Origin of the sequence: Pseudomonas sp. 7SR1, from assembly GCF_900156465.1 — a bacterium.
GTDB lineage: Bacteria > Pseudomonadota > Gammaproteobacteria > Pseudomonadales > Pseudomonadaceae > Aquipseudomonas.
Window position 1 is genome coordinate 490,414 of sequence record NZ_LT707064.1, and the last position, 12,257, is coordinate 502,670.

Consider the following 12,257-nt stretch of genomic DNA (forward strand, 5'->3'; position numbering starts at 1 on the left):
CACCTGCCGCAAGCGGAACGCGGAGCGTACCTGGCAGTGGTCCCACGCGGCGCGTGGGCACGGTGGAGTCCGCGACATTTGCGCCAGGCTGGCCTCTCCCCAGTTTTGAGGCCCATTGCGTTATGATCCCCGCCTCCACCCGAACCTGAGCTCTACCCGCGAATGCTGCCGTCCAGTCCCGACACGTCCCCTGCCCTGCCTCCTGTCCTGGTCGGCCCGCTGCTGCGGCGGTTGGAACCCACGCGGCTGGTGATGTGGCTGGTGGGAACACGTCCGTTGGCATTGACGCTGCGTGTGGATGGCCTGGGCGACCTTGCGCTGGATGCATCGCGCTGCACGGTGGTGCCGGTGGGACAGCAAGCGTTCGTGCACCTGATCGATGTGCGCCTCCAAGCCCCCCTGCCCCAGGACGTGGCGATCGAATACGACCTGCTGGTGGATGGATCGCCCATCGCCGAATGGGCGCCGCATCTGCTGTACGGCCAGGCGCAATGCCCGAGTTTCGTGCTGCATTCGCGCATCGGGCAGCTGGTCCATGGCTCGTGCCGCAAACCGCATCATTACGCCAACGACGGCTTGCTGTGTGTCGACCGACTGTTGGAGCAGGCCCCGGAACAGCGGCCGGCGCTGTTGATGATGAGCGGCGACCAGGTCTACGCCGATGACGTCGCCGGGCCGATGTTGCGGGCCATTCATGCGCTGATCGAGCGCCTGGGACTGTTCGAGGAATGCCTGGACGGCGCGGTGGTGGAAGACAGCGCCAAGCTCTATCGACACCCGGCCAGCTATTATCATCGCGCCGATCTGCTGCCGGCGCTGGAGAGCAACGAAACCCTGCGCGAGCGCTTCTTCGGCGGCGCGCGCAAGCCGATCTTCACCAGCAGCAGCGCCGATAATCACCTGGTGACGTTCGCCGAAGTCATGGCGATGTATCTGCTGGTCTGGTCACCGGTGCCATGGACCCTGGTCGACCCGCAGCCACCGGAGCTGACCGCCGAACGGCGCCAGCGCTACGACCTGGAACAGCAACGCATCGATGGCTTCAAGGCCGGACTGGGCGGTGTGGCACGGGTGTTCGCACACCTGTCGTGCCTGATGATCTTCGACGATCACGACATCACCGACGACTGGAACCTGTCCGCACAATGGGAGGAAACGGCCTACGGCCATCCGTTCTCCAAGCGCATCATCGGCAACGCGCTGATCGCCTACCTGCTCTGCCAGGGCTGGGGCAACAACCCGGACGCGTTCGAGGAGGTGATCCGGCACACCGTGGCCCTGGGCGAGACCGCCCGGGACCGCTACCTCGACAGCGAGCCCCAGGACAAACTGATCGACAGGCTGCTGGGTTTCCAGCAGTGGCATTACGTGCTGCCCAGCAGCCCGGCCCTGGTGGTCCTCGACACCCGCACCCGCCGCTGGCGCAGCGAGCGCAACCTCAGGCACCCCTCGGGCTTGCTGGATTGGGAGGCCCTGAGCGAACTGCAGCAGGAGTTGCTGGACCATCCCTCGGCCATCATCGTCTCGCCGGCACCGATCTTCGGGGTGAAGCTGATCGAAACCGTGCAGCGGGTGTTCAGCTGGTGCGGCTATCCGCTGCTGGTGGACGCCGAGAACTGGATGGCCCATCGCGGGGCGGCCCAGGTGATCCTGAATATTTTCCGACACTCACGCACACCCGGTAACTACGTGGTGCTGTCGGGGGATGTGCATTATTCCTTCGTCTATGAAGTGCTGATTCCGCACCGCAAGGGCGGCCCGCGGATCTGGCAGGTCACCAGCAGCGGCATCAAGAATGAATTTCCGCCGAGGCTGCTGGAATGGTTCGACCGCCTGAACCGCTGGCTCTACTCGCCTCGCTCGCCCCTGAACTGGTTCACCCAGCGCCGACGCATGCGCATCATTCCCCACACCCCGGAACATGCCGAGGCCGGGGAGCGCTTGTGGAACTCGGCGGGGATTGGCCAGGTGTTCTTCAACGAACAGGGGCAACCGGCCCGGATCTACCAGCACAACGCCAACGGCGCACCGCCGACGCGGATGCTGACACCACAATCGCCTCCGGACTGAGGCTGGAAAGCGTCGCCTCCCGGTCCGCGTCGGCATCGGTGCCGTCGACAAATCCGCTTTCGCGGGCAAGACCGCGCCCACAGGTTGGGTGATGAGCACAGCTCGGGACCGGATGGAAACGAGGCCATGAAAAAAACGGGGGGCCATGTTTGCATGGCCCCCCGTTTTCATCCACTGCCGGCAATCAAGGGTATTGCTGGTAAGTCTGCCCCTGCTGTTGCGGAGCCTGATACTGCTGGCCAGGGATCGCCTTGAGGTTCACCTCGACGCGACGGTTCTGGGCACGGCCGTTGACGTCGGCGTTGCTGGCGACCGGGTTGTCCGGGCCGGCGCCACGAGCACTCAGGTTGGCACTGCTCACCCCTTGGGAAGTGAGGTAGGTGGCGACGCTTTGCGCACGACGCTGGGACAGGTCCATGTTGTGCTGGCGGCTACCGGTGCTGTCGGTATAGCCCACGATCTCGATCTGGTTCTGGTTGAACTCCTTGAGGGAGTTGGCCAGGTTATTCAGCGGCTGGTAGAAGCTGGGCGCGATGTTGGCCGAATCGGTGGCGAAGGTGATGTTGCCCGGCATGATCAACTTGATCTGGTCACCCTGGCGCTGCACTTCCACGCCGGTATTGGCCATGCTGGCCCGCAGTTTCTTTTCCTGCTGGTCGGCGTAGTACCCGTAGCCGGCGGCGGAAGCACCCACGACTGCGGCGCCGATCAGCGCCCCTTTGCCACGGTTATCGTGACCGATGGCTGCACCGGCCAAGGCACCGGCCAGGGCGCCGAGGCCGCCGTACTTGGCCGTCTTGCTCATCCCTGAGGACTCAGTGGAAGCCTGGCCCTGGTTGTCATAAGGATTAGGCGACGCGCAGCCGGACAACAGGGCCACGGCGGTAGCGACAACGATCAAGCGACGCGAGGTGAACATGGGGACAAGCTCCTGGTTTTTCAGTCTGATGTGCCAGGGCATGGGCAATCGACTCTGGCTGGCGTTGGAACGCGGCAAAGGTTGAAAATTCCGTGCAGTGGCGAAGGTTTACCAAGAACTTACAAATCGAAAGGGCCCCCCTTCAAGCCTTGGCCACGCGACGGCGATGGCAATCGCCCGCCTCGAGTTTCCTGCCATCGAGCGAACGAACCTCGAGCAACGCCACCGGCTCGTCCCGCTCATTGTCCAGCAGCACCGAGTACGTTTCCCCGGCCTTGAACAAATGTCGCTCACCCCACTGGCGCAGGGAAACCACGATGGGGAATACCTCGCGCCCCTTTTGCGTCAGTACATATTCCTTGTAGGCGCTGCCATCGGAGGCAGGCCTCGTCTCCAGCACCCCCACCTCCACCAGCGCCTTGAGGCGCGAAGCGAGGATGTTCTTCGCCAGCCCGAGGTTCTTCTGGAATTCACTGAACCTGCGCACGTCGTCGAATGCGTCGCGAACGATCAGCAGCGACCAGCGATCCCCAATGACCTCCACCGCCCGGGCCACCGGACATTCATGGCTGCCTGTCCCTGTCTGCTGCGTCATCTGAATCACTCCCGCCGGAAAAACTGGTTGCAGATTAAAACCTGAACAGTTAGAAATCAAACAAGTGGTTTCAAATCAAAACCTGAATCTGCCAAGGAAGCACCATGACGTCACATGATTCCACCTTCCCCCAGTCGGACCGGACAACCGCTCCCGGGCTCACCCGGGGGCTGACGCTGCTGTTCTCCCTGGCCTGCGCCCTGGCCGTGGCGAATGTCTACTTCGTCCAGCCGTTGCTCGACTCCATCACCCAGGATCTGCGGATCGCCCCTGGCTTGGTCGGCACCGTGGTGACCGCTACCCAGGCCGGCTACGCCGTGGGCCTGGTGTTCATCGTTGCCTTGGGGGACCGGGTCAACCGCAAGCACTTGATGGTCTGCCAGACGCTGCTATCGGCCGTGGCGCTCGCTGTCGCCGGCTGCGCCAGGCAATGGCCGGTGCTGTTGGGTGCGATGGTCATGGTGGGGATGCTGGCGGTGCTGGTCCAGGTCATCGTCGCCTATGTCGCCGCCCTTGCCTCGCCGCAACAGCGCGGCCGGGCCGTGGGGTCGGTCACCAGCGGCGTGGTGGTGGGCATTCTGCTGGCCCGTCTGGTGTCGGGGGGCATTGCCGACCTGGCGGGATGGCGCACGGCGTATTTCGTTTCGGCGGGACTGATGCTGACCCTGTGCGTCGTGCTCGCCAGGGCGGTCCCGGCGATCAGCACACCCAGGCCCGACATGTCCTATGTGAGGTTGATCGGCTCGTTGTTCGCACTGTTCGTCACGGAACGCACCCTGCGGACCCGGGGCCTGCTGGCCTTGTTGATCTTCGCCGCATTCAGTGTGTTATGGACCGCGATGGTGTTGCCTCTCAGCGCCGCGCCGCTGTCGTTGTCCCATACCCAGATCGGCCTGTTCGGCCTGGCCGGCGTGGCCGGTGCCCTGGCCGCCTCGAACGCCGGACGCTGGGCCGACCGGGGACTGAGCCGACGCACCACGGGCATTGCCCTGGCCTTGCTGACGCTGTCGTGGCTGCCCACGGCCTTCCTCCAGGTGTCATGGCTGGCATTGATTGCCGGGGTGATCATGCTGGATTTCGCCGTTCAGGCCGTGCACGTGACCAACCAGAGCCTCATCTTCGCCGCCCGCCCCGATGCACAGAGTCGCCTGGTGGGCGCGTACATGTGCTTCTACTCCCTCGGCAGCGCAGTGGGCGCCAGCGCCGCGACCCAGGTCTATGCCCGGTGGGGCTGGGGCGCGGTCTGCCTGTTGGGCGCGCTGATCAGTGCGACGGCCCTCGCCTGGTGGGCCTGGACTGACCTCAGGCCTGCGCGAGCACCCGGCTCACGCCCCTGACGATCATTTCCACTTCCCGCTCGTCGACCGTCAACGGCGGCAGCAGGCGGATGACCTTGCCCCGGGTGACGTTGATCAGCAGGCCGTGGTCCCGGGCGGCGCAGAGGGCCAGGTCGCGGACCGGCTGCTTGAGTTCGATGCCGATCATCAGGCCCCGACCGCGAATCGCCAGCACGTTCGGGTTGTCCGCCAGTTCCGCCCGCAACCGGGTCAGCAACCGATCGCCCTGGACGCCGGCATTGTCCACCAGGCCTTGCTCTTCGATGATATCCAGCACCGTGCAACCGACCCGACAGGCCAGGGGGTTGCCACCAAAGGTACTGCCATGGCTGCCGGGGGTGAACAGTTCGGCCGCCTTGCCCCGGGCCAGGCAGGCTCCGATGGGCACTCCATTGCCCAGGCCCTTTGCGAGGGTCATGACGTCCGGCACGATGCCCTCGTGCTGGAACGCGAACCACTGGCCGGTACGGCCGATGCCCGTCTGGATCTCATCGAGCATCAACAACCAGGCCCGGCGGCTGCACAACTGCCGCAACGCCTTGAGGTAGCCCGGCGGCGCGAGCTGCACACCGCTTTCGCCCTGGATCGGCTCCACCAGTATCGCGACGATGCGTTCGCCGTGGGCTTGCTGGAGTTTTTCCAGGGCCTGTAGATCACCGAACGGCACCTTGATGAAATCCCCCGGCAAGCGGTTGAAACCCAACCGTACCGCCGGGCCATCGCTGGCGGACAGCGTGCCTAGCGTGCGCCCATGGAAAGCGTTCTCCATGACCACCACCAGCGGCTGCTCGATGCCTTTGTGCCAGCCATACAGGCGCGCCAGTTTCAACGCGGTTTCGTTGGCCTCGGCCCCCGAGTTGTTGAAAAACACCCGCTCCAGGCCGGAGAGCTGCGTGAGCCTGAGCGCCAGCCGCTGCTGCCAGTCGATGCTGTACAGGTTGGAGGTGTGCAGCAGCAGGCCGGCCTGCTCGCTGATGGCAGCCACCAGCCGGGGATGGGAGTGCCCGACATTGGTCACCGCCACGCCGGCCACGGCGTCGAGGTACTCGCGACCGTCCTGGTCCCACAGGCGCGTACCCAACCCGTGGGAAAAATTCAGCGCCAGGGGTTGGTAGGTGCTCATCAGGCAGTCGGCAGTCATGACATCGGGCTCCATCAGGGTGGTTTTTTCCAGTATGGTTAGCCACCCTTGATGGATAAACGCCGCTTTACTTCATTCATTTAAAAGCAGGAATTGATAATGGACCTGTTCCAGGCCATGAACGTCTACGTCAAGGTGGTGGAGGCCGGCAGCCTGACCGCCGCGGCCCAGGCGTGCGAGATGTCCACTACCATGGTGGGCAATCACCTTCGCGCACTGGAGCAACGTCTCGGTGTGCGGCTGATCAATCGTACGACCCGTCGCCAGCGACTGACCGAATTCGGCTCGACCTACTATCAGCGTTGCCTGGAAGTGCTGGGGCTGGTGGCCGATTCCGAGCGCCTGGCCGAGCAGACCCAAGGCGAGCCCACTGGCACCCTGCGCATCACGGCGCCGCTGACCTTCGGCACCGAACGCCTCGCCCCGGCGCTGGCGCAGTTCAGCCAGCGCTGCCCCCAGGTCAAGCTGGACGTGGTACTGACCAACCAGCGCCTGGACCTGCTCGACCATGGCTTCGACGTCGCCATTCGCCTGGGCCTGCCGGATCCCAAGCTGATCGCCCGACCGTTGATGGACTACACCCTGACCATCTGCGCCTCCAGGGCCTACCTGGCACGCCGTGGCACCCCGCGACAACCGGCCGACCTGCAACAGCACGACTGCCTGTCCTTCGCCTACTCCGCCGGGGACGAGTGGCGCTTCGCCCAGGACCACTGGCCCATCAACGGTCCGGAGGGGGAAATCAAGGTGCCGGTCAACGGACCGATGCTGATCAACAGCTCCTCGGGCCTGCACCGCGCCGCCCTGGCCGGCATGGGCGTGGTGATGCTGCCCGATGCGCTGGTGGAACAGGACTTGAAGGACGGGCATCTGGTGGCTCTGCTGCAGGACTACCAACTGCCCCATCGGCCGATGAACCTGATTTACGCCCAGGACCGCTACCGCTTGCCCAAGCTGCGCAGTTTCGTGGAGTTTGCGTTGGAGAAATGGGCAAGATCTGCTGACGAGACGAAAAGTAGCCTTTAAAGGCTACTATTGAAGAAGTAGCCTTTAAAGGCTACGTTACGGCATCCCATGACAGGATTAAGTGCAATGAAGCTAGAGGCGGTCTTGACCGGCGACCTGATCCACTCGCAAAGCGCAGGGGATACGCTCGCCTACATCTCTGGCTTGAAAGCCGTGCTCAAGCAATTGGAAAAACGCTACAAGGCAAAAGCGGAAACCTTTCGCGGCGACGGTTTCCAGCTTTCGCTGGATCGGCCCGAACAGGCTCTTCACTGCGCCATTGCTCTGCGGGCAGCCCTGGTTGCAGCCAGCCCCGAAGGAGAGCGCTGGGATGCGCGGATCGCCGTAGGCATCGGTTCCGCGCAGCAATCGCAGACCTACCGCGAAGCCTTCGTCTTGTCCGGCCAAGGACTCGACAATATGAAGAAAAACACCCTGGCGATATTCAGCAACCATCAGGCATTCCAGGAACGTACAGAACTGCTGACAGAGTTCGTCGCCGCCATCCTTGAGCAGTGGACGGCTGTCGAAGCTCAAACCTATGCCATTCACCTGATCGAAGCCACCGACCAACAGAGCATTGCCGACGCCCTGGGTAAATCCCGCATCACCGTCAACAAAGCGTTGCAACGTGCCCAGGCACGTTTGCTGGATAAATACCTGGCGTATATCAGCCGGCTGATCGGAGAGCTGTCCGATGGTTGATGCATCGGCCTTGCTGGTCATCCTGTTGTTGGTACACGTACTACTGGGTTTCTGGATACCGCGCTACAGCAGCTTCCAACCGCCCCACCGCTTTAGCCAAAAGGTCATCATCAACCTGTTGATTGCAGGCCTCTATTTCGTCGCGTTTACCTTGGTGATGATCCTGTTGCGCGATGATGACGCCTTCGCCTGGAAGGCCGGGCTGCTCATGGCGATTGCCAGATTCCTGACCCTTATCCTGACTCCGAATTCACCCAAATCACCGACCCTGGCTTTGCTGTCCAGGGAAGCCGTCCTGATAATCAGCCTGGTTGCGGTCTGGCTGGTTTGCGAGAACAACATTGCCAAGCTCCAGGTTTCCCTGGCCAAGCTGCTCACCCTGCCAGTGCTTGCTGTCGGACTTGCCTATGTCACCATGCTGCGTCCCGCTTCCGCCTTGATAAGCACGATACTCAGCCCGTGGATCAAGGAGATCGACAAAAGCGGCTCCCTGGCAAACGCCGGGACATTGATCGGTTATCTGGAACGGCTGCTGATTCTGACGTTTGTATTGCTCGAACAATGGGAGGCGGTCGGTTTCCTCCTGACGGCGAAAAGCATTCTGCGCTTCAATGAAATCCAGAACGCCAAGGTTCGTTCCCTGAGTGAGTACGTATTGCTGGGAACCCTGCTGAGCTTCAGCCTGAGCATCGCAGTGGGACTGCTCGTGACGTACATCCTGAAACCGCATTGAACATTTGTAGCCTTCTGAGGCTACTTTGGGCGATGTAGCCTCAGAAGGCTACATTGCAAAAGTTTGCAGCATTGAGGCAAGTGCAACGGTCATAGATTGACCCTTGCAACCCGAGGCTCCGCCCTTGCCGACTGCTTTTCCCTCTCGCTCATGCCTTTACCTGGGCTGCGCCGGCTGGTCGCTGCCCCGGGAGCAATGGCCAGAATTCCCCGAGGACGGTACGCATTTGCAGCGCTACAGCGCCCGCTTCCCGGCCGTGGAGATCAACAGTTCGTTCTACCGGCCGCACCGCCCCGCCACCTATGCCAAATGGGCGGACAGTGTCGCGGCGCACTTCCGGTTCTCGGTCAAGGTGCCCAAACAGATCACCCATGAACGGCGACTGCACGATTGCGAAGGGCTGCTGGATGAGTTTCTCGGGCAGTGTTCGCAGTTGGGAGAAAAGCTGGGCTGCCTGTTGATCCAGCTACCACCGTCCCTGGCATTCGAAGCTTCGGTGGCCCGCGCGTTCTTCACTGCCCTGCGCGACCGTTACCAGGGCTTGGCGGTGCTCGAACCCCGGCACCCGAGCTGGCTCGCGGCGCATGTCAGCACGCTGCTGTATGAGCAATGCATCGGCCGCGTCGCCGCCGACCCATCGCCTTTGCCCGATTGCGATCGGCCCGGTGGCTGGCCTGGCGTCCGCTATTACCGGCTGCATGGCTCGCCGCGAATCTATTACTCCGGTTATGAACAGACCTGGCTGGAGCAGCTTGCCCGGCAATTGAAGCACGAGCCCGACACACCGACCTGGTGCATTTTCGACAACACCGCCGCCGGCGCCGCGGTGCCCGATGCATTGCGACTGCAAGCGCTCATGGAGCGTTGAATTCCCTCCGGGGTAACAAAAAACGACCTGCCGCCGGTTCAACCGTGACAACATCGCCCGCCTCCAATAGATTAGGCGGCCGAAAAAAGCCGTATGCCTTTCTCGCCTCATCCCGCTAACAGAAGTAGTGAAATTTCAATGTCCGATTCCAACACCGCTGAATCCGTAGTCACCCTGTCGTCCAAAGCGGAATACGAAAACTCCATCAATCTTTCACAGCATCTGCCCCAGGCCAAAAGCATCAGCGAGATGGTGCTGGACGCCTTCCAGTCGAATCGCGAAAGCGACCAGATCCGCGAACTGCGCAGCGCCATCCGCCAGGCTCACGATGCATTCGACGATGACAAGGCCTATGAACTGATGGGTCAGCTCAAGCAGCTCAAGGACGCCGAAGCCGCCGATTTCGCCGCCCTGGAAGACTTGAGCAGTCGCTTCCCCATCAGCCGCATCCTTTCCAGCTACAAGGACGATCCGGCCTTCCAGGAACTGGTCTACGGCCTGGCCCTGAAGGTGCTGAACCAGACTCACCAGGCCATCAGCAATCCGGGTGGCGGCAAAGGCAAGGCCTCGCGGGCCAAGAAGGAAGCGGAAGTGTTCGTCATCAGCAAGGACGGCATCAGCGTCACCCTGCCCTTGCGCACCCCACGCTCCAAGCCGAACGTCGACCGCGAAGCCTACGAGTTCCTGGGCTTCAGCTTCGTCGGCGAGGGCGACGACGCCGAGCTGGAAAACGAAACCTTCCTGGACAGCGACGGCACCGAACAACCGGCCACCCGCAAGAGCATCGTCACTGCCCTGCAGCAGCAAAAGGCATTCGACGGCTACAGCATCACCCAGCAATAAATCTCACTGTGGGAGCGAGCTTGCTCGCGATGAGGCCGTCACCTTCAACACTCATGAAAGCTGAGCCACCGCTATCGCGAGCGGCTCGCGCCCACAGGAACATCGACCGCCCGCAACGCCCATGAAAAAAGCCCCGCGCTTCTCTCGAAGGCGGGGCTTTTCGTATAGCGCCTGAAGCTTAAGGTGCGTAAGTGAGCAGCAGCTCGCTCGGCACTTTGAAGTCCAGGGACATCATGACGCTCAGGGCGGTGATGGTGAAGATCGAGAACACGAACAGCTTGCGTGCCCAGACCGTGTCATCCACCGCCTTGTAGCCGGTCCAGGCCATGTACAGCCAGTACATGCCCATGGCAGCGGCGACGGCGAGGTAGCTCATGCCGGCGTAGCCGCTGAAGGTCAGCATCAGGGTCGCCACCAGGAACGCCAGGATGTAGAGCAGGATGTGCTTCTTGGCCACGCGGATGCCGCGCTTGACCGGCAGCACCGGAATCGACGCTGCCAGGTAGTCATTGAAGCGGAAGATCGCGATGGCATAGGAATGCGGCATCTGCCACAGGCTGAACATCACCAGCAGCGTCAGCGCAGCCATGTCGAAGCTGTTGCTGACCGCCACATAGCCGATCACCGGCGGCATCGCCCCCGACAGACTGCCCACCAGCGTGCCGTGCACCGACTTGCGCTTGAGGTACAGGCTGTAGAGGCCGACGTAGATGACGAAACCGATCACCGCGAACAGCGCCGCCAACGGGTTGGCCACCCAATACAGCAACGCCACCCCGGCCACGCCCAGCACCGTGGCGAACGCCAGGGCCAGTTGCACCGGGATCAGCCCCTGGACCAGGGCACGGTTCTTGGTGCGCTCCATCTTGATGTCGATGTCACGGTCGATGCAGTTGTTGAACACGCAACCGGACGCCACCACCAGGGAGGTGCCGATCATCGCCGCCAGGAAGATGGCCAGATCGACATGCCCCTTGGAGGCCAGGAAAAAACCGCCTGCCACAGAAAGCACGTTACCGAAAATGATCCCCGGCTTGGTGATTTGGATAAAGTGCTTCAGGGACATCCGGAATTTCCTCAGTGCGCCATCATGTTGGTGTGGATGCTGAACATGATCCACAACGACAGGCCAACCAGCAGGACGATCACCAGCGCGGCGAAGATGAACGCAATCACGTTGTTACGCTGGGCGGCGGAACGATCCAGATGGAGGAAGTACACCAGGTGCACCAGGACCTGGACCACGGCGAAGATCAGGATGATCCACAGGGTCAGGCTCTTGGGCAGCGACGGGTACATCACCAGGCCGAACGGGATGACGGTCAGGATCACCGACAGGATGAAACCGATGGCATAGGACTTGACGCTGCCGTGGCCGGCGTCGTGGCCATCATGGGAATGTGCGTTAGCCATTTACAGGGTCCCCATCAGATAAACAACGGTGAATACGCAGATCCACACCACGTCCAGGAAGTGCCAGAACAGGCTCAGGCAGCTCAGGCGGGTCTTGTTGGTGGCGGTCAGGCCATTCTTCTGGACCTGGTACATCATGATCGCCATCCAGATCAGACCGCTGGTCACGTGCAGGCCGTGGGTACCGACCAGGGTGAAGAACCCGGAGAGGAAGCCGCTGCGGCTAGGACCGAAGCCTTCGGAGATCAACACGTGGAACTCGTTGATCTCCATGCCGATAAAGCCCGCACCGAACAGGAAGGTCATGCCCAGCCAGCCCAGTACCTGGTTTTTCTTGCCCTTGTACAACGCCAGCATGGCGAAGCCGTAGGTAATCGAGCTGAACAGCAGCAGAGCGGTCTCGCCCAGTACGTAGGGCAGCTCGAAGATGTCGTGGCCCGACGGGCCACCGGCGACGTTGTTCACCAGCACCGCGTAGGCCGCGAAGATCGACGCGAACAGAATGCAGTCGGTCATCAGGTAGAGCCAGAAACCGAATACGGTCATCTCGCCCGAGTCATGGTGATGGTCATCATGCCCATGGTCATGACCATGGGCGTGTCCAACATTGGTCACTAAGTTCGACATG

At 62.1% G+C, this 12,257-nt stretch carries 13 protein-coding genes; 7 read left to right on the plus strand and 6 right to left on the minus strand.

Translation table 11 applies throughout. The features are described 5' to 3' along the window. The first annotated feature begins 162 nt into the window (after positions 1–162). Complete coding sequence (locus BW992_RS02385; protein WP_072388232.1) at positions 163–2,070, plus strand: alkaline phosphatase D family protein; 1,908 nt, start codon at positions 163–165, stop codon at positions 2,068–2,070. A 184-nt stretch (positions 2,071–2,254) separates the two neighbouring features. Here the strand turns inward: BW992_RS02385 and BW992_RS02390 are convergent, their stop codons facing one another. Together BW992_RS02390 and BW992_RS02395 are read right to left on the minus strand one after the other, a co-directional pair. Next, positions 2,255–2,989, minus strand: a complete 735-nt coding sequence (locus BW992_RS02390; protein WP_072388234.1) for an OmpA family protein — start codon at positions 2,987–2,989, stop codon at positions 2,255–2,257. A 142-nt stretch (positions 2,990–3,131) separates the two neighbouring features. Beyond that, positions 3,132–3,584 (minus strand): winged helix-turn-helix transcriptional regulator, encoded by a 453-nt coding sequence (locus BW992_RS02395; protein WP_076405517.1) that lies wholly within the window; start codon positions 3,582–3,584, stop codon positions 3,132–3,134. Between the two features lie 104 nt (positions 3,585–3,688). Here BW992_RS02395 and BW992_RS02400 point away from each other — a divergent pair, with 104 nt between their 5' ends. After that, positions 3,689–4,921 carry an MFS transporter gene (locus tag BW992_RS02400; protein WP_076405519.1) on the plus strand — a complete coding sequence of 411 codons (1,233 nt, stop codon included), beginning with the start codon at positions 3,689–3,691 and terminating at the stop codon, positions 4,919–4,921. Here the strand turns inward: BW992_RS02400 and BW992_RS02405 are convergent. Beyond that, the gene (locus BW992_RS02405) at positions 4,887–6,062 is read right to left on the minus strand and encodes an aspartate aminotransferase family protein (RefSeq protein WP_076405521.1); all 1,176 of its coding nucleotides are present in this window, start codon (positions 6,060–6,062) and stop codon (positions 4,887–4,889) included. The two genes, BW992_RS02400 and BW992_RS02405, sit on opposite strands and share 35 nt — an antisense overlap. Before the next feature lie 99 nt (positions 6,063–6,161). Between BW992_RS02405 and BW992_RS02410 the strand changes: the two genes are divergently transcribed. The 5 genes from BW992_RS02410 (at position 6,162) to BW992_RS02430 (ending at position 10,216) form a co-directional block, all read left to right on the plus strand. Continuing rightward, positions 6,162–7,088: a LysR family transcriptional regulator gene (locus BW992_RS02410; protein WP_072388240.1), complete on the plus strand. Its 927-nt coding sequence runs from the start codon at positions 6,162–6,164 to the stop codon at positions 7,086–7,088. A gap of 66 nt (positions 7,089–7,154) precedes the next feature. Further along, on the plus strand, positions 7,155–7,772 hold the full coding sequence (locus tag BW992_RS02415) for a hypothetical protein (protein WP_072388242.1): 618 nt from the start codon (positions 7,155–7,157) through the stop codon (positions 7,770–7,772). Continuing rightward, the gene (locus tag BW992_RS02420; protein ID WP_076405523.1) at positions 7,765–8,505 is read left to right on the plus strand and encodes a hypothetical protein; all 741 of its coding nucleotides are present in this window, start codon (positions 7,765–7,767) and stop codon (positions 8,503–8,505) included. Before BW992_RS02415 ends, BW992_RS02420 begins: the two co-directional genes overlap by 8 nt. Before the next feature lie 124 nt (positions 8,506–8,629). Further along, entirely contained in the window at positions 8,630–9,373 is a 744-nt protein-coding gene (locus BW992_RS02425) for a DUF72 domain-containing protein (protein WP_076407321.1), read from the plus strand. A 138-nt stretch (positions 9,374–9,511) separates the two neighbouring features. After that, positions 9,512–10,216, plus strand: a complete 705-nt coding sequence (locus BW992_RS02430; protein WP_072388246.1) for a hypothetical protein — start codon at positions 9,512–9,514, stop codon at positions 10,214–10,216. 178 nt (positions 10,217–10,394) lie between these two features. Here the strand turns inward: BW992_RS02430 and cyoE are convergent, their stop codons facing one another. The 3 genes from cyoE to BW992_RS02445 are packed head-to-tail and all read right to left on the minus strand — an operon-like array spanning position 10,395 to position 12,256. After that, entirely contained in the window at positions 10,395–11,282 is an 888-nt protein-coding gene (gene cyoE, locus BW992_RS02435) for a heme o synthase (RefSeq protein ID WP_003178131.1), read from the minus strand. A gap of 11 nt (positions 11,283–11,293) precedes the next feature. Continuing rightward, the gene (gene cyoD / locus BW992_RS02440) at positions 11,294–11,629 is read right to left on the minus strand and encodes a cytochrome o ubiquinol oxidase subunit IV (RefSeq protein WP_072388248.1); all 336 of its coding nucleotides are present in this window, start codon (positions 11,627–11,629) and stop codon (positions 11,294–11,296) included. Then, a complete protein-coding gene (locus tag BW992_RS02445) occupies positions 11,630–12,256 on the minus strand; it encodes a cytochrome o ubiquinol oxidase subunit III (protein WP_072388250.1) in 627 nt (208 codons plus the stop codon). Position 12,257 lies beyond the last annotated feature (1 nt).